The sequence below is a fragment of the Achromobacter sp. JUb104 genome, assembly GCF_024806975.1.
Taxonomy (GTDB): Bacteria; Pseudomonadota; Gammaproteobacteria; order Burkholderiales; family Burkholderiaceae_B; genus Achromobacter; species Achromobacter spanius.
Genome location: NZ_JANUEY010000002.1, coordinates 993,236 through 1,016,782 on the forward strand (window position 1 = coordinate 993,236; position 23,547 = coordinate 1,016,782).

Genomic DNA, 23,547 nt, shown 5'->3' on the forward strand with positions numbered 1-23,547 from the left:
ATGGAAGTGTCCAAAGAGTCCAGGCAACACATCGAACACCTTGCAGAGGAAGCACTGACCCAGCTTGGCAGCATCGCTGCTGCTGCAAAGAGCAAGCTGCACGATGGGCGAGCCCTCGGCTCCGATGTCATGGCGAGCATCAACACCATGACGTCCGGCGCGACCGTGCAGCGCCTTGACCAAATCAACCAGGCCAACAGAGACAGTTATGCCGTGCTGGAATGGGAGCCAGCGATTGCTCGTGTTGTCGTCGCGGACGAGGAAGGTGAAGAGCGCACGTACTACATCTGCCGCACTACGCCGATAACAGGCTTTCCCAATCTGGCCAGCTATCGCGCGCCAGTCGGTCGTCTGGCGTCACTGTCAGTGGGTACCGAGTTCACCCTGCCGAATGGCGATACTGTCGAAGTTCTAGAGCGCGCCCAACTCCGCCCCTCCGCACTGGCTGATGGCTGGGATTCGCGCAACACCGTGGTGGAAGCCGAACACTTTGGCCCACTCACCATCGAGTCGCTGCGGGCGCTGTTGACTGAAGTTGTTGGAGAAGAGGTCACTGAAGACCTTTTGGGCCAACTGCTGGCTGAAGAAACCGTCAAGGCCAACATCATTGACGGCGTGCGTCGCAGTGTCATCACCAAGATGGGGCTGCGCGACCAGCCCGTTCTGGATCAATACCAGGATGAGATTTTCCGCCTTCCACTCGACAAGCGCTTGCTGATTCTTGGCCCACCTGGCACAGGTAAGACGACGACCCTGATCCGTCGCCTGGGCCAGAAGCTCGATACCGCCTTTCTGGAAGAAGGTGAGCAGCGCTTGGTCGAGATGGTGGCTACTGCTCAGGGCACCGTCCACGCCAACAGTTGGCTGATGTTCACGCCCACCGAGTTGCTCAAGCAGTACCTCAAGGAGGCTTTCGCTCGTGAAGACGTTCCAGCGTCCGATCAGCGCATCAAAACCTGGCAGGACTATCGGCGCGAACTTGCCAGAAACGCTTTCGGCGTTCTCAGAACCGCATCGGGTGGCGGCAGCTATGTCCTGAAAGACGGCCTGCCGAGCCTGAGTGAGGAGGCGCTGGAGCGCCCGATTCAGTGGTTCGACGATTTCAACACTTGGCAGCGCAACGCCTATGTGCAAGAGCTGCATGAAGCGGCCAGCATGCTCCGCGAGGCCAAGGCGCCAGAAGTCCAGAGTCTGGGTGAGCGGTTGCACGGTATCCTGACGCAAGCCAGTGATGGCGCGTCAGCGTCCACCTTCGGATCGCTGGCAGCCGAAATTCCCAAAGTACAGGCGCTCGTCAACAGCCTGAAGGAAGCTTCAGACGGCAAGATCAAAGCCGCGCTCAACCTCCAACTCAACTGCAACAGGGCGTTCCTGGATGAGTTGGCACGCTTTATCGACGGCCTACAACAAGTCCAGACCACCGACGCCGACGAGCAAGACGACCTCGATGCCGATGAGGAAGAAGACAGCGCCACACCGCGCACCGGCCGTGCTGCGGCCCTCAATGCTTACATGCAAGCCGTGCGTGCCCAAGCGCGGGCCGCAGCCTCGAAGCGAGCGGTCAGCAAGACGTCGCGCAACGGCAAGATCATCGAGTGGCTGGCCGATCGCGGCCTGACGGAAACCGACCGTGGCGGTGTGGGTGCGAGTCTGCTGGTGCAGACCAACGTGCGCCGCTTCGTGAACCCGGTCAAGCGCTATCTCGACGGCATTCCGAAGCGCTACCGCGCGTTTCGGCGCGATCGCCAGCAAGCCGATAACTGGTATCGCAAAGAAGGCTTCGAAGCCCGCGATATCCATCCGCTCGAACTGGATATTGTGCTTCTCGCCATCCTGCGCGCCGCAGGCGACCTGATCAGCCGACCTAACGTCCTGCGGGATATCGACAGCCCCGCGTGGTCGGCACTCCAGCCCATCCTGGGGCACTACCGCAACCAGGTCTTGGTGGATGAGGCGACCGACTTTTCACCTATCCAGCTTGCCTGCATGGCAGCCCTGGCGCATCCACGGCTGCGCTCGTTCTTTGCTTGCGGCGACTTCAACCAACGCCTGACCACTTGGGGCGCGCGATCTGCTGACGAAATGAAGTGGGTCTTTGCCGACTTCGACATCAAAGAGATCACCGTCTCCTACCGGCAGAGCAAGCAGCTGAACGATCTGGCACGCGCCATGATCCGTGCCGTCGGCGGCACCGAGCAGAACGCCAGCTTGCCTGCACATGTGGACAGTGGCGGCGTAGCGCCCGCGCTCCTGGAACACGCCACAGACACAGCAATCGTGGTCAGTTGGCTGGCAGACCGCATCCGAGAGATCGAGCGTTTCGTCGGCCAATTGCCATCCACCGCCATCTTCGTGAATGCCGAAGACGACGTGGCACCAGTGGCTGAGGCGCTGAACGCAGCCCTGTCCGAACACAACATCCAGGTCATTGCCTGCCGCGAGGGGCAAGCAGTGGGCCAGGAAAGCAATGTGCGTGTCTTCGACATCCAGCACATCAAGGGCCTGGAGTTCGAAGCGGTGTTCTTCGTGGGCATCGACCAGCTTGCTGCACTGCATCCCGCGCTCTTCGACAAATATCTGTACGTGGGCACCACGCGTGCTGCCACTTACCTGGGGGTGACCTGCGACGGCGCTTTGCCGCCCGCCATCGAGAGCCTGCGCGCTCACTTTGGACAGGATTGGCAAGCGCCCGGTTCACAGCAAGCAGGCACAGAACAATAGGAATCGATTGATGGCTTTCGACCAAACAACAAGAAACCGCCTGCAGCGCTTCGTCAACGACGCGCGCCGGGTGCTGGAAGAGGAATTCACCCGCCAGCTGCAAAACGATTACGGCATGGACCCGAACTCGGGCACTGTGGCGGAGCTGGCCAGCCTGCGCCACATCAACGACGCCCAGCGCGAAACCGCTCGTATCCTGCGAGATACCCTGGCGCACTTCACCGCCAGCGGCGACATGAATGCCACCCAGGGTCTGGATCGCATCGTGCGCGAGCAGGCCTTCACAGTGCTCAACCGCCTGGCCGCGCTACGCATGGCCGAAGCACGCGGCCTGCTGGTCGAATCGGTCGGCAACGGTTTCCAGGCCAAGGGCTTTCAGCTCTATGCGCGCCTGGCCGGCACCGGCCTGGGCGAAACCGGCGATGCCTACCGCGTGTACCTGTTCAGCGTGTTCGATGAGCTCGCCCAAGACCTGCCCGGCCTGTTCGACCGCTACTCACCGCAGGGCCGCCTGTTCCCGCGTGAGGCGGCGCTGCTGCAAGTGCTGAACCTGATCAACGATGCCGACATTGCCCCGCTGTGGAGCGAGGACGAAACCATCGGCTGGATCTACCAGTACTTCAACTCCAAGGAAGAGCGCAAGGCCATGCGCGACGCCAGCCAGGCGCCGCGCAACAGCCGCGAATTGGCGGTGCGTAACCAGTTCTTCACGCCGCGCTACGTGGTCGAGTTCCTGGTGGACAACACCCTCGGACGACTCTGGTTCAACGCTACGGGCGGGGCCACCGATCTGCGCGATCGCTGCCAATACCTGCTGGTGAAACCGGACGAAACGCCTCAAGCAGCCACCAAGCTGCGCGACCCGCGCGCCCTGAAGCTGCTGGACCCGGCCTGCGGTTCCATGCACTTCGGCCTGTATGCCTTCGACCTGTTCGCCGAGATCTACCGCGAAGCCTGGGCCTGGGAACAACAGCATGGCCCCGGCTCGTTGGATGTCTCGACTCAGCCTCAGGCGGCACTGAAGCCACTGAGCCAGACCTATGAGGACGAGGCGGCATTCCTGCGCGATGTGCCGCGCCTGGTCATCGAGCACAACATCTACGGCGTGGACATTGATCCGCGCGCCGCGCAGATCGCCTCGCTGGCGCTGTGGCTGCGGGCGCAGCGCGCTTGGCACGATGCCGGGGTGAAGGCCAAAGACCGCCCGCTAATCGGGCGCGGTCATGTGGTCGCCGCCATTGCGCCGCCGGCAGAGCGTGAGCTGCGCGAGCAGTTTGCGGCGAACCTCGATCAGCGCGATGCCGAGCTATTTGAGAAGACCCTGCAACTACTTAAGGGCCTGCCGGAGTTGGGCGTGCTGCTCCAGGTCGAACGCGAGTTGCCGAGCTTGATCCGCCAGGTTTATGTCGGCAAGGGTACTGGCTTGTTTGCTCAACAGGAGCAAGAAAACTGGCAGCAAGCAGAGGCAAGGTTGCGCACGGCACTCATTGAGTTCGCCCAGGCAGGCAAGTCAACGTATCAGGGACGCCTTTTTTCACAGGATGCCCTGCAAGGTCTGCGGCTTATCGATCTATGCCGTGAAGTGTTTGATGTGGTGGTAATGAATCCGCCGTTCGGCGCGCTGGCCGCCAACACCAAGAACCAGCTCGCCAAAGCCTACCCGCGCAGCAAGAACGACCTGCTGGCCATCATGGTCGAGCGTGGCCTTGAACTGCTGCGCGCTGGAGGACGCATCGGCGCCATTACCTCGCGCACTTGCTTCTTCCTCTCCAGCTTCCAGAAATGGCGCGAGGACGTGGTGTTAGGGATTGCCAGGCCAGAAGTCATGGCGGACTTTGGTCTTGGCGTAATGGACGATGCAATGGTCGAGGCTGCTGCCTATGTGTTGGAGAAAAAAGCATGAGCCACTTTTTGCGCCTCCTGGGTGAAGAGGATAAATCAGCAGCTCTTCTTACAGCCTGCCAAGCTCTTCGTCAGGGTGGAGTGGATTGCAGGACTTTCGAGATTGCACCGGAGTCTTTCGATGCAGTGCCTGGAAAACCATTTGCCTATTGGGTTTCCGACGACATCAGAGAAATTTTCAAGCGTCTTCCTCGATTTGAAGGTGATGGGCGAACGGTGAGAGTTGGGCTGCAAACTTCTGATGATTTCAGATTCTTGCGGGACTGGTGGGAAGTTGATTGCGACGAAATTGCCCCGAAATGGAGACCTTTTGCAAAAGGGGGGGCTTTTTCCCCGTTCTATGCAGACGTTCACCTATCTATCAACTGGATGGACGACGGTGCTGAACTGACTGCATTTCCTTTATGCGTAATTCGCAATCCCGATTACTACTTTCGCTCCGGCATAACGTGGCCCCTTCGTGCCCATCGTTTCTCGCCGCAGCTGATGCCGGCAGGATGCGTATTTTCTGTGCGTGGCTACTCCGCTTTTCCAGCCGAGGGATGCGAGTTGGCCACACTTGCTTTGTTTAGCAGCGCAGCATTCGATTACATTTTCAAAACTGCTCTTGGAAGGTTTGGGTATCCAGAGTTTATCGTCGGCGTGCTTCAGATGTTGCCATGGGCTGAACCGACTACAGCCAATGCAGAGGCGCTGCAAAGACTTGCAAAACGTGCATGGTCGCTCAAGCGCACCCTGGACACCATCGAAGAAACCTCTCATGCGTATGCACTGCCTACCGCGCTGCGCTCTCGCTTGGGCGATTACGACTCGCTCGCTATCGAAGCAGAGTTGGGGCGCATCCAGGTGGAGATTAATGCCATCGCCTTCGACCTTTATGGCTTCAGCGAGGCTGACCGCGCAGCGGTGCACGCCAGACAGGGCGCAGCCAACGAGGGAGATTCCGAAGCGGGCGATGGCCAGGACGACGAGGCCAGCGACGACGAAGACAGCGCCTCCACCATCGACCACACGGCGGGCCTGTTAAGTTGGGCCCTCGGTGTGGCCTTCGGACGCTTCGACTGGCGCCTGGCCACTGGCGAGCGCGCAGTACCTACCGAACCAGAACCCTTTGATCCGCTGCCCGCCAAGAGCCCCGGAATGCTTCCGGACGGTGCCGCACCTTTCCATGCGCACCCAGGCATCCTGGTTGACGACCAAGGACACCCGCATGACCCGGTGCGGCTGATTGAAGAGGTGCTCACCCGTGTCAGGGCTCCCGTGCCGGAAGATGTGCGCCGCTGGATGCAGCGCGATTTCTTTGCCTTTCATCTGCAGCGTTACTCCAAGAGCCGCCGCAAGGCGCCTATCTACTGGCCGCTGTCCACCACGTCTGGCAGCTACACCCTGTGGGTCTATTACCCCAGTCTTACCAGCCAGACGCTGTACACGGCGATCAATGATTTCGTCGAACCCAAGCTCAAGCAAGTCGGCGACGAAGTGACGGCGCTGCGCAACAAGGGTTCGGCCAGGACACGAGACGAAGAAAAGCAGTTCGAAGCACTGCAAGCCTTCGAGCTGGAGCTTATCGAGCTGCGCGACACCCTGCTCAAGCTCGCGCCCAGCTATAAGCCCAACCACGATGATGGCGTGCAGATCAGCGCCGCGCCGCTGTGGTCGCTGTTTCGCCACAAACCTTGGCAGAAGGTGCTCAAGGATACTTGGGCCAAGCTGGAAAAAGGCGACTACGACTGGGCGCACCTGGCCATGAACTACTGGCCCGAGCGCGTGCGCGAGAAGTGCAAGACCGACAAGAGCCTCGCCATCGCGCATGGTCTGGAGGATTTGTACATCGAGCCTGAGGCAGCGCCGAAGAAGGCGCGCGGCAGAAAGAAGACCGGAGGCGATGAATGATTCAGGACGTCAAAGCGCTGCCGGTCAGCTTCTACTTCAGCCCCGATGGGACGACGTCGTTCTTCATTCCCAAGTACCAACGCGAGTATGTATGGGGCGGCAAGAACTGGGACGCGCTATTCAATGACCTGGAAGAGTCGCCCAGTGGGCACTTTCTGGGCTCTATCATCTGTGTGAACACCCAGCAAGATGGCATGGCCGGTGGCCGGCTGGAGCTGATCGACGGCCAGCAACGGTTCACCACCATCAGCCTGTTGTTCTGTGCGTTCTACGACAAGCTGAATGCCATTCCGAATCCGGATCGCCGTCTGCTGGTAGAGCTGGACAACCTGGAGAGCCGCATCTTTGTCCGCGCGTCTGGCCAGTGGCGTCTGGAGCCTAGCGAGCAGGCGCAGAACAAGACCGATTTCCAGAAGGTGCTGAGTGATTTGTTCCCCAAGCATGTGAAAGCGCCGAAGGGCTTGAGCAATTTCGGCAACCGCCGCATTGCACGCGCCTACCGTTACTTCTGCGAGCGACTTGAAGGGCTGAGCCAGGACAGCGTATTGGCCCTGCTGGAAAAGCTTAAAGCGGCCATGCTGGTCAAGATCGAGGTGCGCAGCCATTCCGATGCCTTCATGTTGTTCGAGTCGATCAATAACCGAGGCATCCCGCTCTCGGCCATCGACATCATCAAGAACAACCTGCTAGCCGAGTTGGACAAGCGCCCAGACTACGGCATCGACCGGGCGTTTGACGAATGGAAAGACCTAATTGACCTGTTGCCCGACCCAGCAGTGCAAGAGCGCTTCCTGCGCCAGCTGTACAACATGTTCAAGTACCTCAAGCGGGTCGAGGTCAAAGGCTGCACCCGCGCCACACGCTCGAACCTGATCACCATCTACGACACCCTGCTGCGCAAGCGCCCGGTGTGGCTGTTCGGCGCACTTCAGGCCAAGGGCAAAACCTACTCGGCGCTGCTCAATCCCATCGTTGCACGCGCGGAATGGGGCGACGCTGCCGCAGCGGCCTTGCAAGACCTTCAGCGCCTGGGAGCCGCGCCGGCTTACGCATTCTTGCTGTGGGCTAGCCAGGTGGCGCAGAGCAAGAAATGGACCGAGGGTGATGCGGTGAGCCGTCTGGCCACTTTGCTCACCAAGTGGTTCTTTTGGCGCAATCTCACCGATATGCCGCCTACCCGCGAACTAGACCCGATGTTCATGGAACTGGTCGGCTACTTGTTGACGCAGATTCGCAGTGGCGAGATCACGACGCTGGACGGCTTCGTTCAGCAGACCGGTGATTGGCTGCTGGCACGGGCAGCCGCGCAGGAGGTTTGTGAGTCGCGCCTTAAGGGCGATGTGTACCTTGAGAACTACGAGGCCACGCGGTTCATGCTATGCAAGCTGGAAGAGACACACCAAACCCGAGAAAACAAACGCGACCTGTGGGCGCATGACGCCAATGATCGCCCCGTCTTTACCGTCGAACACATCCTGCCGAAGACCGAAAACTTAGGGCCGGGCTGGGTGACGATGCTCGAAGGGGAGCAGAAAGACACTGCGGCGGCCATTCGCGAGCGCTGTGCTCACCAGCTCGGCAATCTGACACTGAGTGGCTACAACTCCAAGCTCGGCACGATGGAATTCTTGAAAAAGCGGGATCGCAAGAACGACCAGGGCGACTTCATCGGTTACCGCAACGGCTTGTATCTGAATGCCGACTTGGCCAGTCGAGATGAGTGGAACGAGGTCGCCATTACGGCGCGAACAGACAAGATGCTCAAGGAGGTGATGTCCATCCTGAGCCTGCGGGAGGACAAATGACGATTGCAGAATTTATCCGAGAAGGCGTACTGCGGCCACGTCTGATGCAAGCTGGCGCCTTGGTGGTGTATGACGCCGACAAGCGCTACCGTGAGCAGTGTTTAGATCTGGCGGCTGACAAGGTGCGGGTGGTGGATGCATCCGAGAGCAGCATCGAAAGCCGCGAAGCTGCTTTGTTGGCACTGCGCGATGTGGGCCAGCCCAAGGCGCCGCTGGGGGCTGTGCTGATCTATGTGCCTGCCAAGCGCCCGGAAACCGACGAACAGAAGCAAGCAGATCCATTTGCCCTGTATGCGGAATGCGGCGCGGTGTTCCCGCAAGATGATGGTGACGATTACCTGAGCTTGTGCTTACGTGCAAGGCCGGACCACGCCACTGAGATCCGCCAGGTGTTTGCTACGTCGCCCTCCGGGCCGACTTTTGCAGTCATTGACGCGATTGGCGGCGGCGTAAGCTGGCCCCAGTTGCGAGCCACATTGCAGGTGGAATCGGGCCGCGAAATTTTGGCTGCACTTCTGGTGCCCAGCGCCAAGCAGATCGACGCATTGAAGGTCCAGGAAGGTTGGGTACAGGAGGCACGCGACTTCCTGCGAGCGACCCTGGGACTGAGCGTGAAAACACGTGGCAAGACCTGGGGCGCACTGGCGGACGAACTGTGGCGCTATGTGCTGTTCAGTGAGTTCGTTTTTGATTTGCCCCTGGCCTTGCCCGATGCCCTGAATGGCGTGCCGCACGCGCCGCCGGAGGCCAGGCCTATCGTCGAAGGGGTGTGCGACCAATTGCGCAATGATCCCAAAGCACGTGCGGCCTACATCGACCGGGCTGAGACCATAGAGAAGGAACTCAATCTGGTTGAGCTGTGCGGTTCTCTGGAAGACCTGGGCGAGCGGGATACCTTTCCCTTTGAGGAGCGGACGTTCCTGCGCGCCGCCATCAAGGGCATCGTCACGGACGACACGGATGCCACACGCCGAGTGCTGGCCAGGCACAAGGGCTCAGTCTGGCTGGGTAAAGGAGAAAGCCAGGCACAGTGGGAACTGGTGCGCTCGGGCCTGAGCTTGGTGGAAGCCTGCGACGACTTCGAACGCCAGTTGCCTGGTCATGCGCGATCGCAGGCGGAGTTGATCGACTTCTATCTGAACAGTTTGCGCGAGGCAGATCGTCTGCAGCGTGAGTTTGAGCAGGCCGCGGGCGATTTTCTCGATCAGCATGGGCTGATGCACGAGGTCATCAACCAGGCACGTGCGCGATATCGCCGCCTGGCGGAAAAGGTGCAAGGCATCTTCGTCAAGCACATCGAAACGGCAGGCTGGCCGCCTGCTGGTCGACTGGCCAACGCCGATGTTTTCGATCGCCTTGTGGCTGACCGCCTCAAGGAGCGTGGCCGCAAGGTGGCGTATTTGATGGTAGATGCCTTGCGCTACGAATTGGGCGTGGCGCTTGAAAAGCTGCTGACCGAGGATGGCCCTGTTGAGTTACAGGTGGCGTATGCGCAGCTGCCCTCCATCACCTTGGTCGGCATGGCCAGCCTGTTGCCCAATGCCCGCACCGGGCTGGCCCTGGCGCTGGAGAACGATTCGCTGGTGCCCAAGTTAGACGGCGAACCTGTAGGAAGCGTGGCGCAGCGCATGGGTGTGCTGGCCAAGCGGTATGGCGATCGCTTCGAGGAAATGCCGCTGAGCGACTTTGTGCGGGGCAAACCGAAGATCGCCGAGACGGTCGATCTGCTGGTGCTGCGCTCTACGGAAATAGACAGTCAACTGGAAAACAATCCCGAGACAACCTTGGGTCTGATCCCCGGCACGCTCAAGCTGATCCGCGTGGCACTGCACAAACTGAGTCGCATGGGCTTCAAAGAGGCTGTCATCGTGACCGATCACGGTTTCTTCCTGAATGCCCAGGCAGAAGCTGGCGATGTGTGCGTGAAACCGCAGGGGAAATGGCTAAATGCCCATGACCGCATGATGCTGGGCAACGGCACGGCGGATAGCCATAGCCTGATCGTTGGCGCTGACAAGGTCGGTATTCGCGGCGATTTCGCGCAAGTGGCGCTGCCGCGCAGTATGGCGCCGTACCGCTCTGGCCATCTTTATTTTCATGGCGGGGCTTCGCTGGCGGAGGCGGTTGTTCCGGTGCTGGTCGCCCGGCTGGATAGCGGAGCCGATGCTGAGCCGCGCAAGGTCCTGATGGATCTGAGCTACAAGAACGGCGCCAAGCGCATCACCACCTTCCTGCCCGTGATCGAGGTGATGTTGGTGGCGGACTTGCTGTCGAACGACATGAGCGTGGAAATCTTGCTTGAGGCCCAGGACAGCAAGGGTAATGTCGTGGGAGAGCCGCGCCCCGGTGGTGATGTGAACCCTGCGACGAGAACGGTGACCCTGATGCCAAACCAGCGCAAACAGATTGCATTGCGAATGGATGAGGATTTCAGGGGCAAGTTCAAGGTTGTGGCGTTGAACCCAACGACCTTGGCGGCCTACAGCAATCTGGCGCTTGAAACGGACTATACGGAGTAAGCCCATGGACGAACTCGACAAAAAACTGAACGCCACTTTCGATGGCAAGGTGCTGCGCAAGGACTTGCTGCACCGGATCAAGAAAGGCACCAACGTCCCGACGTTCGTCCTAGAGTTCCTACTTGCCAAGTACTGCGCCAGCAATGACCAGGCTGAGATGGACGCCGGCATGGAAGCAGTGCTCTCGTCGCTACAGGAGAACTATGTACGGCCAGATGAAGCCAACGCCGCGCAGTCCAAGGTGGCCACAAAAGGCAAGCACCGCTTCATCGACAAGGTGCATGTTCGCTATGTCGAGAAGGAAAAGCGCCATTGGGCTTCCCTGGAAAACTTCAACTCGCAACGCATCGCTATTGCAGAGAAGTTCTACCGGGACAACGATCGCTTGCTAGAAGGCGGCATTTGGGCCGAAGTCACCTTGGCGCACAACGACATTGATGAAGACGACTATGCGTTCTCCATTGAGGACTTGCGACCGATCCAACTGACGCGATTCGATTTTGGCCGCTACGCAGAAGGCCGATCGGCCTTCACGCGTGATGAGTGGATCGTTGCGGTATTGCGCTCAGTAGGCCTGGAACCGAGCAAGCTCTCGAAGCGCGTGCAGATGCACTTCATCGCCAGGTTGGCCGCTTTGGTGGAGCCCAACTACAACTACATCGAGTTAGGGCCACGCGGCACGGGTAAGTCCTACTTCTTCAGCGAGTTTTCACCCTACGCGACCTTGATCTCGGGCGGCCAGGCGACCAAGGCCACACTGTTCTACAACAACGCGCGGCGCAAGGTGGGCCTGGTTGGGTTTTGGGATACGGTGGCCTTTGATGAAGTCGGTGGCATTAAGGTGCGTGATCCGGACACCATCCAGATCATGAAGGATTTCATGGCCAACGGGCGCTTCTCGCGCGGAGCCGAGGTGATCGCCGATGCCAGCTTGAGCTTTGTCGGCAACATCGACGTGTCGGTACAGCAGGTGGTCAACTCTAACGAGCACGACCTGTTTCAGCCCTTGCCGCCGGAACTCGACCTGGCGGTGATGGATCGTTTCGCCGCGTACATCCCAGGCTGGGAGATGCCCAAGAACAGCAGCGCGTTCCTGACCAGCAACTACGGCTTCATCACCGATTACTTGGCCGAAGCTTTCCACTACCAGTTCAAGCACACGAATCGGTATGAGGAAGTGAGCAAGCGCATTCGACTCGGGAAATCGATTGAAGGGCGCGACGAGAAAGGAATCAAGAAAACCGTTTGCGCATTCTTGAAGGTGCTGCATCCGAACGGGCCGCCGACGGACGAGGAGTTCGAGGAATACGTGGCCTATGCCACGGAGTGCCGCCGCCGCGTCAAGGAGCAGATGAACAAGCGAAAACCAGACGACGAGTTTGCACGCATCGACCTGTCTTACTTAAAAGCGAGCGGAGAGGAAGTTGTGGTGTTCTGCCCGGAGTCGAAGGATGCGCCGGCCACGCAAGAGCCTGCGCGCCGTCGTCTGAATCTGGCGGGTGGACAAACTGCCGAGGCAGTCGAAGTGCGCACGGCCGTGCCGCTGGCCCCTGCTACACACGAGCCTCCAACAGTACCGACGCTAGTATCAGCGGAGCCAGCCTCGGCGAAGACAGCACCGGCACCAGTCGAACTCAAGGAACAGCACTTCACCATCCTCTATGGTGATACCGGGCACAGCTATGAATCGATCCTCGGCCCTTATCTGCAAGGCGCTAAGTCCGTCGTGATTGAAGACCCGTACATTCGCCTGCAGCACCAGATTCAGAACTTCGTGCGCTTCTGCGAGACGATGCTAAAGGCCGGTACGGTGAAGAAAATCAACCTGATTACCGGTTACGACGATAAAACCCAACTGGCCGAAATCGCCGAAAAACTCGATGAGCTGAAACAGAGCTTGGTGGAGTTGGATGTAGAGCTGGAGGTGAAGCTTAATCCGAACATCCATGATCGTGAGATTCGTCTGGATAACGGCTGGATCATAAAAATTGGGCGCGGATTGGATTTCTATCAGAAGCCAGGGGGGTGGTTCGAAGTTGGAGCAACCGACTTAAGCTTGCGCAAATGTCTGGAAACCAAGGTGGATATTTTTCGCTCACATTAGAGGGAGACACCTTTGAACTATCAGTGTGCCGTTTAGGCCACGCAGCCGACCAGTACGAAGTTCGGCTGGCATGAGCGTGCGTCTTCGATTGCAACCTCGGCTTCGATATTCGCCATAATGTCGCCGAGCGTTGCCTGCATTTTGTGACCGCATGAACGCCGCGGGACGAGGGCGGGGCGTGGCGTGGCGTGGCGCACACGCTAGGACGAATGGCTCTTTTGGGCCAAGTTGCCTCTCGCCCTCCGCTTAAGCGTCCCGGGAGCGTTAGGCGGGGCCTGCGGCCTGGCCCTCGAGCTGGTGCGCACGCTCCATCAGCTCGTCAGCAATGACGGCGTCGACCTGGCGCATGCCGTGAGCCCACAACTCCACCATACGCGCGGCGTGCGCAAACGCCACATCTGGGTTATCGGCCTGGAACTGCTCCACAGCGCCGGCGGTCTTGATGAGCGCCTGGCCCATCCGCCCTTGCCACTGCTTTTGCCGCGGCGTCGAGATATCGCAGACCTTTCCAAGCAACTTCAGAGCATCAGCTGTTGGCCAGCTCTTCGTGCCCCCGAGCGTCAGGGCCATGCCGTCATTCGCGTCGCCAAAGTTGTCGCGAGGAGCGTAGGCAGCCATGGTCAACATGTCGTACACCGGTGAAAGCCGCGGCGATTGGCCTGGCTCATACAGCAAGCCGAAGTTCTTGAGGTGAGCGTCGCCGTTGCGAATGGTGGCGGCCAGCAAATACTGAGCGTAGAAGAGCTCCGCGCTTCCCTGGCCTGCGGCGCCTGGGCAGAACGCCAGGATGGTTTTCACGATGCGCTCGACCGACCCGCTGAACTTGTCGCGGGCCGGCTGCCCAGTCAGCGCGCACATATCCTCGACGCCCCTCGCAACGCCGTCCCGGCCCTGATCGAACCGATGAACCAGAATGCGGCTCGCATCGCGGGCCAGGTGGGTTTCGGGAACGTCGAGCCCCATCTCGCGCGCAGCCATCATGCCAAAGTGTTCGAGCAGCACGATGTCGTCGCGGTCGGGGTCATTCAACTTCACTAGCCACTGATCGATAGCCAGGGTGCGCTTCACCCCATCACCCTCGACGGGGCTGCGCGCCAAGAACTTGAGGAAGCCCCCGGAAACACCCGGCCCGCGGCTGTCTTCACCCAGGTAATGCTGCACAATGGATTTGAGATCCGCAGACAGCAGGCTCTCCAGGGCTTCGTGCATACTGCGCTTGGACGGCTGCTGGCCGTGTGGCACCGCCCTCACCTGGCCAATCAGGGTCTCTCCCACGATGGCCAGCAGCTCCATATCCCCGAATTTGTCGAAATTCTTGGCGAAGGTTCGCTCCAGGATTTGACGCAACGCCCCTTCGGGCAACGACACCTGGAAGACGGGAAACAGAAAGGGGCTGTTCCAGCTGGCTGTACGCGGCGGCATGAGCAGCGAAACGGCCAGTTCCCGCGGAACATCCGGCAGGTACGTGAACACATACGAGGTGAGACCCGTCTGCTCTAGCACTCCCACCATGCGGTTCTGAACGTAGATATCAAGCTTCATGCTCTCGGCCTCGATGACGACTGCCCGAAACCGGCTTCGTTCTCCTGGAGAATATCCTCCAGGTTCGGGGGCCGATACTCGGCGGGAGACAAGGTCAGCTCAAGGTTGAGCACTCGCATCAGACGTCTGAGGGTCGAAAGACTGCAGTCGCCTCCCCCCTCAATCGCCACGAGCGCCCTACGGCTGATGCCGGCCTGGTCAGCAAGTGCCTGCTGGGTGAGGCCCAGTTTTTTTCGGGTCTGTCGCAGCGTTTCGATGAGCGGATCACGGTAACTAGCGTACATGGCGCCTGGCATGTGAAATATTTTGCTCATTTTAGGCCATTTCATTTGAAATGGGAATTTCACTTCTCTTATATGTAAGAACCTCCCTTCTCACGTTGATGCTTTCATCTAATTTTAGGCAGCAAACTTCACTAATTCACGCCCGGCTGCTCGTTGCATCAGGCCAGCCAGGTCGGGATAGATGACCCCGTTCGCGTCCTGAAACGAGCCAACGCCAGCAGCCGCTCGCGCGTGACCGCCGTTTCAGTGGCAACTGCCCCCTGCTTTGGTCCAGCCATTCAGCGCTTCCCATTCCACTGGGCGCAAGCCACTGGCTAGGCCCGCCTGCAACCAAACCATCTACTCGGATGCCCTATTGCCATTACAGCGATCAGCACCCCGTGCGGTACGCCTATTGAACTCGACGATCAGCGCTTCGAACTGCCGAAGCTTGAAGGTCCGCGGCCTGCTCGAGCGAGGCGATATAGAGTCGAGGTTTTCCCTGGCTTCGGTCCCTTGAACCCTGACTTAGGGACCCCGACCTGCAGGACCAGCCGTGCATGGCGCGCCTCGGCCGATTCTGAAAGCGAGTTGATCCAATACGAAAGCCCGCTGCGGTAATTGATGAAAGTTTTGGGCCTGATGCTGGGTGCGCGGGCTATCAAGTAGCCAACGAGATCAATGGACTGCACACCCCCCATATGAGCCTCGGGCAACACACCGCGAGGAATTTCTTGCACAGAGTTTTAACGTAAGAGAGGTACAAAACTCGCGTCTTGTCCTTGATCTGGCGGGGTGCTGGGAAGGCGCTGCAAGGGTTGGCATCGTGGTATAGCTTTCATCCTCATCCCATTCCGGATCGCGTTCGAGAGAGTCTGAATTTTCAGGTTGGTTGTGCGTTTGATTAAGCCGATTTACTACGTTTATGGTTCGCCACTCTGCCTGGGGACCCAACCCCACTTGTGGTACCACCAGTGTAATGTAGCCATAATTAATCTAGACAACAAATGTAAATGAACCGATTTTTCTGAATTTTGAACCGACAGTGAAATTGATTTTCGGATTTAGTATTTTCTGACGTTTCTCACGGCTGCGAGTCTAGTGCGCCCATTCCAGATAATTTGACGGCCTGGCACTTCGTCTAAATCGGACGGATCGAGTTCGTAGTCGGTATGGCTCCGATCGGGCTACCCAAACCGGGGTCGAGCTCGTGCTCGTCAAAACCAGTGCAACCCGAGGAGCAAAGCTGGCACCCCCAACGGCCTAAACACACGAGCGAGATTGCCGATGGATCAACTATATTCAATTTGAGAACACGATTACAGCCACTGCATTACCTGCCCCCCAAGATTTCGCTTGAATGGCCATCAAATTCCGCCAGAGCCTTGTGTTCGTCTTTGTTAGCGGGTGCGTGTCTAATTCTGGAAAACAATGTAATGTCGCGGGTGAAAAACTGGATTACAGTTCCCGAATGAGAGCAGCCACCTCTCCAAGTTTTCCCGGCTGATTACATTTTCCAAACCAGACAAATTGGATTTTTATCAGCTTTCCAAAGGGATCGCAGGCCACACTCAAAAGCAAGGGCACGCAGTAGTAGGCACTTTTAATGTTTTCTCACCCGCGGGCTCGGTGCCAGCGCAAATCGCTCGCGATGCAATTTGCCGCACTATTCTTCAAGCACGTGACCATTCCAAGGGTTAAGGGCACGCAGCACCCGATTGAGGCCACATTGATTGTCCTTGAATCCTATGGCTTGGAATGCAACATCACTTGAAGCATGCCATGAGCACTGCCTTCTCCTCGATCCTCTCTGAATTCGAGAGTGAGGAGTCGGCGCGCAGCTACGACCGCTTGTTCGCGCCAAGCTCCAAGCGAGTCTTGATGACCCTCCGCCTTCCATTTTCACACGCTCAAGCGATGCCTGAGGTGTCCCGGAAGGTGGAAGAGAGGCGAGGCGCGGCGAGGCCAGGTCCACCGCTTCACCGCTCTCCCGTCCGCCTAGGGAAACTGAATAGGCCGTCCTTCTGCAATGCTGCGCTCGATGACTCGCATCGCACCGTCGACTACATCGCCCGGATCGTCGTCATGCAGCCGTCACACCTGAGCAAATTGACGCCGATGTTCAGGCAGTCTCAGATCATCCGCACATTTTCCCGTGCGGCTGAATGCCGGATACTCTGAGTCGACCTTGCCATCTTGTGTTTGCTTGCCAATCACTTTGTCCCCGGAACAAGTCAGCGGATTTCACGCGTGAAACCCATCAGCCCCAGGAAGGGGCTTAGCTACTAGCCGGTTCGATATGGCGATGTCGCGCGACTCCGCAAAAACACCGACTCTTATGGCTGAGGTCGGAGTTTCACGCGTGAAACCGCTCCGAGCGGATCGGATGCGAGGGCCCTCCAGGGGCGATTCAGGTGGCGCATAAGCAGGCCCCGCCGGTCGAAACACTTAACCCAGAGAACTCGGATTGATGCGAAATCAATTCGGAGCAACTCTTTCCCCCCTCAAGTGGCGGTATCGGAGCAAAGACCCACCGCCGCAACCGTGGACGGTTGCTAGCGTCCCATTGGTTGGTTTTCAACGCAACATGCGCGCGAAAAGCGGGCCCGTTGCGTTCTGCAGCGGCAGGCCAACCGACTGAGAAACTCACCGATCTGCTTCTGGCTTCTCGGCAGACAGTACGAGTCACGGATCCATCTAGATCCTGCAACTCGTGAAGCAAATAGCTCGCGGCCCCGGCAGCGTCGTAAACCTGCTTCATATTGACGCCGCGGAGTCCTGGAAAGCACTCCCGCACATGCCGACGAAATGCTCTGTACGTGCCTGGCCTCAAGGTGACAATCAAGTGCAAGTGTGGGCAAAGAGTGGCCCTGTGGGTGCCGACAGCCTTCACATACTCCCAAGAAATACCTGCACGGCGCAGCCGATCGGCCAGCATCTTGCAGGCCCGCTTGAGTTCTTTGAACTGGTCCGCTAGCGGTCGACCGTGCCACTTCCGGTCAAGCGTCAGCGTCATTGTGTAGACCTTCAGCCCGGTACATTGGCCCGCAACGATCCCGGTTAGAGCCCGGTAGTAGTAAGCTGCCACTCTGGTTTGTATCTGCCGGCGAAAGGCGGCGTTGAGGTCTACTTTGATGCCGCGACTTTTGGCAAAGGCATCGCGCGCCAGGGCGTCATTCCGTTGAACCGCTCTCACGCAACGTAGGCGATGGGACGTGCTGCAATAGCGACGGGTAGGGCCGAACACCGGATTGCCCTCCATATCGAAGGACGTAAGCACTGCTGTCCTGAATCCGCTGGCGCGAATGCTGTCGTGAAAGGCCATAACGGCTCGCTCCGTGTCGACCATCTTCCTACTGCGTCCGAGCGCCGTCAGACGCCGATGCACCGCGAAGAGCGAATCTGACTGCTCGGGTTTCTCTCTGCGTTTTGTTTGCTTGCTAGTACGTTGAGCATGGACTACTGCCTGGCTTTCGGCGGCCGCCCTTCTCTCTGCTACAGCTTGTGCATGATCGGCGTGGGCCTTGCGCCAAATTTCGGCAACCATCTCGATGGCGGCTGCGCCCCAGGATTTAGCCCAGGCTGGCGCCGGGTAGGCAGCCAAACTCTTGGCTGCGATAGGCCTACAGTTTCGACCAGAGCTGCTTGCGAGCGGCCAATCGCCACCAGTAGAATTGCCATACGACATAGAAGCTCCCGTCTTCTGTGTCCACACCAGCATGACGTATCTGCCATGCCAAGAAAGGCCCACTCCTGCCAGAGCGGGCCTTTCGCTTTAGGGTGACTGTTACTCGACAGTGAAGGTCATAGCAGGGCATTTGGCGTCGATCCAGGACATGATCGTCTCCCGGCGCCAATACGGCGTAGTCCCGAGCTTGTGCGGCGCGGGCAAGTATCCGTCGTCCACCCATCGGTGCAACGTAGACTTAGTGATATCCAGGCCGCACATCAAGTCGGCCCGGTTCAGTAGCTCGACATCAGGGAACGTCCGGGGTTTGCGAGGGGCGGGGCGCTTGGTGGATGACATGGTCTGACTAACAGAGTGAGTTGCGATGCGTCAATGAAACCATGCACCCCATGAGTGCTCAAGGCAAAACCGATCACATTTGGAAGAAACTACCTCGTCGAAAGAGAGAGGGTCAGGAATTTGGATGAAGGATGTCCCCAGCACGTGCCCGCGGACTGGCGCCTTTCCCGAGACCCGCTTAGAATAAGGCCCTGAGAGCATTTTGGTGTGCAGGCCCCGGGCACCAGAATTCCTCATGTGACGCGCGTTAAACACGCTTCGTCCCCATCGCATCATCCCCTCAATAGCATTGCCCTACCCAGCGAATTGACTGAGGTAGTCCCACGCGAGACACCTCCGCCGACCTCATTCAAACAAAAAAAAGCGTGGTATTTTTCGCCGGGCGAACTGGCCGATACCAGATGAAGAAAGGGCTACCAGCACCTAGTAGGCACACCCACCGGCAGCTTGACGCCCCAAGCCTATACAGACAACAATCGGCTCAATCGCGCCCAAACCTCTGTCACCGGCCAGTCCGGCAACATGTTTGGGCCTTCTCATTTCTGAGGCATGGAGTTCGCCCAGACTGCGTTGCCCAAACCCCGCAAAACGTGCGCCGAATTCACAAGCCTGCTTGTGGAAGTTGGCACGGAGGTTGGAGTCGCTGACAGGCTCGGTGCAACATACCTAATTTGGGTACGACCATACCCAAACTGGGTATAGCCCCCCTTCCTCACAGGAATCTGCAAAGCACCACACTTCAATTCGGCTAATTGAATTTTGTAGCGTGGGCGGACACCTTTATTTCCAGCCGCACATCAGCCCCCACATTCACGCCCCCTTTTAACTCCGCCCGGCCGTCTCGCCGCTAAAACCACCCTTGCGATAAGCTTGCCTCCACCCGCCCCACCTCCCCGTGGACATGAACTCTGACAAACCGGAGCTCCGATGGCAATCAAGGCTGTAGCATTTGATGTGTTTGGAACATTGGTCCGCATCGAGCGGCCCACTCGTCCCTTTCGAAAGTTGGTCCGGCTGCTACACGAAGCTGGCCGTCAGCGACAACGCGACGACGGTATTCTGGCAATGAGCAACGTGTTGGACCTCAGACAAGCCGCAAGTTTGTTTGGCGGAATGGTCAGCGAAGACGACCTATGCGCGTTGGAAGCCGAATTGCATGACGAGATCCAGTCCATCTCTCTCTTCGACGATGCCATTCCCACAATGGCCGCCCTGAAAGACCGGGGCATCAAAGTAGCGCTTTGCTCCAACCTCGCCGCGCCGTATGGACCGCCCGTGCTAAAACTCTTGACCGTCCAGCCGGACTTCTGCGCCTGGTCGTACGAAGCCAGCGCTGTGAAGCCGCAGCCAGAAATCTATCAATATCTTTGTGATGGGATTGGCTGCCGGCCGGAAGAGGTCTTGATGATAGGGGACACCATGGACGCCGATATGGTCGGGCCTCGCAAATTCGGCATACATGGCTATCACTTGAATAGGCAGGCATCCACGCCAGCTAGCAGCGACTCTCTCCGCTCGCTAAGTGATGTACTCCATCTTGTTTAATTGATTGCCCGCGTCCCCACGCAATGACCACCCCCTACCGGCATTACCTCTTCGGCCTCATCATCTCCATCGCCCTGGCCGGCTGGCTGGCGTTCCTTGGCCTTACTGCCGCACTAACCCCCAATCTAGGCTGGGGCATCGTCGCCATTCTCACCGCCGCAATCTGGGTAGGTGTGCCGCTAGCCATCCTGCTGGTCATCGTCTGGCTCTACTACCTTTCTCGCGATCGGGGCCAGGTGCCGGGGCGGATCCATGCGTGGCTGTTCTTGCCGACGCTCATCGCCATGCTGATCTACCCGGCCAGCGAATCGTTCGAAAAGTCCAAGCGCGACCGCTTCAGCGACGCGCATCCCTATATTGCAGAAACGCACGTCAACCTTAGCGGCAAAGATCTGCGGATCGACGCCACGCCTTACGCCAGCACGTCGTCCGGCGCGGGGCCTAGCATGCCGCTTACCGCCAACGAACCTCAGCGGTTCATGGTTTTCAACCGCTATCCCAGCCCGACTGCCACGCAGCCCTTTCCGTACGACGGCGCGCGCTTGCGCGACGATATCGTGCAGTACACGTATCGCACGGAATCGGGCGATGGCGCCGGCCCATCGTTGCCGTTGACGCGACTGGCCTACCCGGACTTGACGCGTTTTGCATCGGCGTTGAACAAACCGGATAAGTCGATGTTGCGGCATCTGTATTTTCACTATCTCGACCACGTGGAAGTCGCGCCCGCGTTGAATCGCTTGGCGGGGATGACGGAGGAACGTCTGGATCGGCAGGGGCAGCACGGGCTGGTTTTGCTCAGTGCGGTCAACTACACGCCCAGCGCCATTGCCAGGCTTGAAGTGAACGGGCAGACGCTGGATATCGGCGACACCGCGCTGGCGTCCGTCGCGCCGCTGCCAGCGGCCTGCCATGACTTTGCGCGGCCGATCGGTGCCGCGTTTCTTATTCTGAGCCGGCCGGCGGTGCTGCGCTGGCAAACGGCTAGCGCAGTGGGCGCGGTTGAAACGTCTAAAGCGGCCAACACAACCAACACCGCCCACCCCTGGCACACCGCGACCCTGCACGTTCCGGCGTTTCGCAACCCCGAGCCCGTTGACGGAGAATCCACGCTGATGCGGCTTCAGTTGTATTTCCTGCCTGACGGCACGGTCGAGGTCGAACGCTTTGTGCAGGTGCATTTTCCCAGCGACAAACTAGGCATACGCGCAACAGGCATACCCGAACGCGCGGTGCCTTATGCGAGCTGCGGCAGCGCAACCCGCACATACAACCCACAAACCGTCACGCTGCTGGCAAACTAGGCAACCTGCATCCCGTTGATAAAAATCATCATGACCCATGCATTGCTTCGGATAGGCTTATGCGCAATATAAAAGGCAAGTCCTCGTCCAACACGGAAGGCTATTTGTTTTCTGATCAGATAGGTCACCTGCTGCGGCGTGTCTATCAGCGGCACACCGCGCTGTTTCAGCATTACATTCCCGACTCCCAGCTCACCGCCGCGCAGTTTGTCGTGCTGTGTTCGGTGCGGGATCATGGCGCGAGCTCGCTGGCTGATCTGGTCAAGGCAACTGTCATAGACCAGGCCACCGTGCGCGGCGTGGTGGATCGCTTGAAGCAGCGCGAATTGGTGCAGGTGGACCACGACCCCGTCGATCGGCGCAAGGTGGTGGTAAGCCTGACGCCCGTGGGGCAGGCGCTGGTGCAAGAGATGGAACCGTTTGCCAAGCAGATCACCGAAAGCACCTACGGCAATCTGAACCCGGCCGAGCGCCTGGCGCTGGATTTTCTGCTGACCAAAATGCTGAACGGCGACGAACAGGTCTGAGCTGTTCGTCGCCGTTCTTGGCAACTGCGACGCCGGCATACACGCCAGCGCCGCCGCGTTTTACCCCATCATCAATCCAGCGCGCGGTTACGCGATTCCACGTCCACCGACGCAATCGCCACCGCACCCGCCAGCAGCATGCTGGACAGCACCACCAACGACAGCGTGAAGTGGCTGGTCATGATGGGCGCGATGATGGCTGGTGCGAACAGCCCGCCAAAGCGCGCCACGGCGCCTGCCATGCCCATGCCGCTGGCGCGCAAATCGGTCGGGTAGACCTCCGGCGTGAAGGCATACAGCGCGCCCCAGGTGCCCAGCAGCGAAAAGCTCATCAACAAGGTAGACCCGATCACCACAGCGGGTGCGGTGCCCAGGCTGTAGAGCATGCAGCCGACGGCGCTCAAGATCAAAAAGCCGATCAGCGTGGGCTTGCGGCCCCAGCGTTCCACGCCATAGGCCGACAGCGCAAAGCCCGGCAACTGCACCAGCGCCAGCAGCACCAGAAATTCCTGGCCGCGCATGAAGGCGAAGCCGGCGGTGCTGAGCTTGATGGGCAGGTAGACGAACACGCCGTAGTACGCAATGGAGATCAGCGCCCACGCCAGCAAGAGCCCGATGCTGCGGCGGCGGTAGCTGGACGAGAACAAGGCGAAGATGGATTTATGGACGGGCGTTTCCGGTTGCAGCGCGGGCACTTCGACATCGCGGCGGTTCACGCGGGCCACCCGTTCCAGCACCTTGCGCGCCTGGTCTGATTTACCGTTGCGGTTCAAGTACATCGGCGATTCAGGGATGTAGAAGCGCAAGACCACACCAATCAACGCGGGCAGGCCGGTGACGAAGAAGATCACGCGCCAGGCATCGTCGCCCCAGGACACGGCCGCCAAGGCCAGCAGCGCCAGGAAGATGGTGCCCACGGCCCAGAACGATTCCAGCAGCACCAGCCAGCGGCCACGGCGGGCGCTGGGCAGGAACTCGGCCATCATCGTGTAGTCCACCGGCAGCGTGCCGCCCACGCCGATGCCCGTCAGGAAGCGCAGGAACAGCAGCCACGTGAACTCAGGCGCGAAGGCCGAGGCCACGCCCGCGCAGGCGTCGATGACCACCGCGATCATCAACACCGGGCGGCGCCCGATGCGGTCGGCCATGCGGCCGAACATGAAGGCACCGATCAGCATGCCGATGAAGAAGAGCGTGCCCGTTTGCAGTGCTTGCGGCACGGTGATGCCGAAGGTCTTTGCAATGGACGGCGCGGAAAAACCAATGGACAGCACCTGCATGGCGTCGGCCATCCAGACCAGGCCGAATATCACGAATAGCCGATATTGAAACTTGCCGACGCCCGCCACCTGAATGGCTTTGTCCACGGAAACCAATGAAGCTGACATAGATGAA

The 23,547-nt window shown here is 59.1% G+C and carries 14 protein-coding genes; 10 read left to right on the forward strand and 4 right to left on the reverse strand.

Annotation, left to right across the window (positions count from 1 at the left end; translation table 11 throughout):
• The 6 genes from M2361_RS16385 to brxL are packed head-to-tail and all read left to right on the forward strand — an operon-like array spanning nucleotide 1 to nucleotide 12,944.
• A complete protein-coding gene (locus M2361_RS16385; protein ID WP_259250628.1) occupies nucleotides 1-2,721 on the forward strand; it encodes an ATP-binding domain-containing protein in 2,721 nt (906 codons plus the stop codon).
• 10 nt (nucleotides 2,722-2,731) lie between these two features.
• Nucleotides 2,732-4,624, forward strand: coding sequence for a BREX-1 system adenine-specific DNA-methyltransferase PglX (locus M2361_RS16390; RefSeq protein ID WP_259250629.1), 1,893 nt, complete (start codon nucleotides 2,732-2,734; stop codon nucleotides 4,622-4,624).
• A complete protein-coding gene (locus M2361_RS16395; protein ID WP_259250630.1) occupies nucleotides 4,621-6,516 on the forward strand; it encodes a BREX-1 system adenine-specific DNA-methyltransferase PglX in 1,896 nt (631 codons plus the stop codon). The genes M2361_RS16390 and M2361_RS16395 overlap by 4 nt, the downstream gene beginning before the upstream one ends.
• The gene (locus tag M2361_RS16400) at nucleotides 6,513-8,321 is read left to right on the forward strand and encodes a DUF262 domain-containing protein (RefSeq protein WP_259250632.1); all 1,809 of its coding nucleotides are present in this window, start codon (nucleotides 6,513-6,515) and stop codon (nucleotides 8,319-8,321) included. The genes M2361_RS16395 and M2361_RS16400 overlap by 4 nt, the downstream gene beginning before the upstream one ends.
• Nucleotides 8,318-10,840, forward strand: coding sequence for a PglZ domain-containing protein (locus M2361_RS16405; protein ID WP_259250633.1), 2,523 nt, complete (start codon nucleotides 8,318-8,320; stop codon nucleotides 10,838-10,840). Before M2361_RS16400 ends, M2361_RS16405 begins: the two co-directional genes overlap by 4 nt.
• Nucleotides 10,841-10,844: 4 nt before the next feature.
• Nucleotides 10,845-12,944: a BREX system Lon protease-like protein BrxL gene (gene brxL / locus M2361_RS16410; RefSeq protein ID WP_259250634.1), complete on the forward strand. Its 2,100-nt coding sequence runs from the start codon at nucleotides 10,845-10,847 to the stop codon at nucleotides 12,942-12,944.
• Between the two features lie 264 nt (nucleotides 12,945-13,208).
• Here the strand turns inward: brxL and M2361_RS16415 are convergent, their stop codons facing one another.
• Complete coding sequence (locus M2361_RS16415) at nucleotides 13,209-14,486, reverse strand: type II toxin-antitoxin system HipA family toxin (protein WP_259250636.1); 1,278 nt, start codon at nucleotides 14,484-14,486, stop codon at nucleotides 13,209-13,211.
• A complete protein-coding gene (locus M2361_RS16420; protein WP_259250638.1) occupies nucleotides 14,483-14,800 on the reverse strand; it encodes a helix-turn-helix transcriptional regulator in 318 nt (105 codons plus the stop codon). The genes M2361_RS16415 and M2361_RS16420 overlap by 4 nt, the downstream gene beginning before the upstream one ends.
• A gap of 1,731 nt (nucleotides 14,801-16,531) precedes the next feature.
• On the opposite strand from M2361_RS16420, the gene M2361_RS16425 reads away from it, so the two are divergent.
• The gene (locus M2361_RS16425) at nucleotides 16,532-16,930 is read left to right on the forward strand and encodes a hypothetical protein (protein ID WP_259250640.1); all 399 of its coding nucleotides are present in this window, start codon (nucleotides 16,532-16,534) and stop codon (nucleotides 16,928-16,930) included.
• A 229-nt stretch (nucleotides 16,931-17,159) separates the two neighbouring features.
• On the opposite strand, the gene M2361_RS16430 is transcribed toward M2361_RS16425, so the two are convergent.
• Entirely contained in the window at nucleotides 17,160-18,296 is a 1,137-nt protein-coding gene (locus tag M2361_RS16430) for a hypothetical protein (protein ID WP_259250641.1), read from the reverse strand.
• Between the two features lie 1,407 nt (nucleotides 18,297-19,703).
• On the opposite strand from M2361_RS16430, the gene M2361_RS16435 reads away from it, so the two are divergent.
• The 3 genes from M2361_RS16435 to M2361_RS16445 are packed head-to-tail and all read left to right on the forward strand — an operon-like array spanning nucleotide 19,704 to nucleotide 22,152.
• Nucleotides 19,704-20,321, forward strand: coding sequence for an HAD family hydrolase (locus tag M2361_RS16435; protein ID WP_259250642.1), 618 nt, complete (start codon nucleotides 19,704-19,706; stop codon nucleotides 20,319-20,321).
• 23 nt (nucleotides 20,322-20,344) lie between these two features.
• Nucleotides 20,345-21,625 (forward strand): hypothetical protein, encoded by a 1,281-nt coding sequence (locus tag M2361_RS16440; protein ID WP_259250643.1) that lies wholly within the window; start codon nucleotides 20,345-20,347, stop codon nucleotides 21,623-21,625.
• A 59-nt stretch (nucleotides 21,626-21,684) separates the two neighbouring features.
• Entirely contained in the window at nucleotides 21,685-22,152 is a 468-nt protein-coding gene (locus M2361_RS16445; protein WP_259250645.1) for a MarR family winged helix-turn-helix transcriptional regulator, read from the forward strand.
• Nucleotides 22,153-22,223: 71 nt separating this feature from the next.
• On the opposite strand, the gene M2361_RS16450 is transcribed toward M2361_RS16445, so the two are convergent.
• A complete protein-coding gene (locus tag M2361_RS16450) occupies nucleotides 22,224-23,540 on the reverse strand; it encodes an MFS transporter (protein WP_100854258.1) in 1,317 nt (438 codons plus the stop codon).
• Nucleotides 23,541-23,547 lie beyond the last annotated feature (7 nt).

Excerpts from the sequence above, each read along its gene's own strand:
- M2361_RS16430 (WP_259250641.1), bottom strand. The coding sequence starts at position 18,296 with ATGGTTGCCGAAATTTGGCGCAAGGCCCACGCCGATCATGCACAAGCT.
- M2361_RS16435 (WP_259250642.1), top strand. The coding sequence starts at position 19,704 with ATGGCAATCAAGGCTGTAGCATTTGATGTGTTTGGAACATTGGTCCGC.
- M2361_RS16390 (WP_259250629.1), top strand. The coding sequence starts at position 2,732 with ATGGCTTTCGACCAAACAACAAGAAACCGCCTGCAGCGCTTCGTCAAC.
- M2361_RS16385 (WP_259250628.1), top strand. The coding sequence starts at position 1 with ATGGAAGTGTCCAAAGAGTCCAGGCAACACATCGAACACCTTGCAGAG.
- brxL (WP_259250634.1), top strand. The coding sequence starts at position 10,845 with ATGGACGAACTCGACAAAAAACTGAACGCCACTTTCGATGGCAAGGTG.
- M2361_RS16440 (WP_259250643.1), top strand. The coding sequence starts at position 20,345 with ATGACCACCCCCTACCGGCATTACCTCTTCGGCCTCATCATCTCCATC.
- M2361_RS16395 (WP_259250630.1), top strand. The coding sequence starts at position 4,621 with ATGAGCCACTTTTTGCGCCTCCTGGGTGAAGAGGATAAATCAGCAGCT.
- M2361_RS16415 (WP_259250636.1), bottom strand. The coding sequence starts at position 14,486 with ATGAAGCTTGATATCTACGTTCAGAACCGCATGGTGGGAGTGCTAGAG.
- M2361_RS16400 (WP_259250632.1), top strand. The coding sequence starts at position 6,513 with ATGATTCAGGACGTCAAAGCGCTGCCGGTCAGCTTCTACTTCAGCCCC.
- M2361_RS16425 (WP_259250640.1), top strand. The coding sequence starts at position 16,532 with ATGAGCACTGCCTTCTCCTCGATCCTCTCTGAATTCGAGAGTGAGGAG.
- M2361_RS16420 (WP_259250638.1), bottom strand. The coding sequence starts at position 14,800 with ATGAGCAAAATATTTCACATGCCAGGCGCCATGTACGCTAGTTACCGT.
- M2361_RS16445 (WP_259250645.1), top strand. The coding sequence starts at position 21,685 with ATGCGCAATATAAAAGGCAAGTCCTCGTCCAACACGGAAGGCTATTTG.
- M2361_RS16405 (WP_259250633.1), top strand. The coding sequence starts at position 8,318 with ATGACGATTGCAGAATTTATCCGAGAAGGCGTACTGCGGCCACGTCTG.
- M2361_RS16450 (WP_100854258.1), bottom strand. The coding sequence starts at position 23,540 with ATGTCAGCTTCATTGGTTTCCGTGGACAAAGCCATTCAGGTGGCGGGC.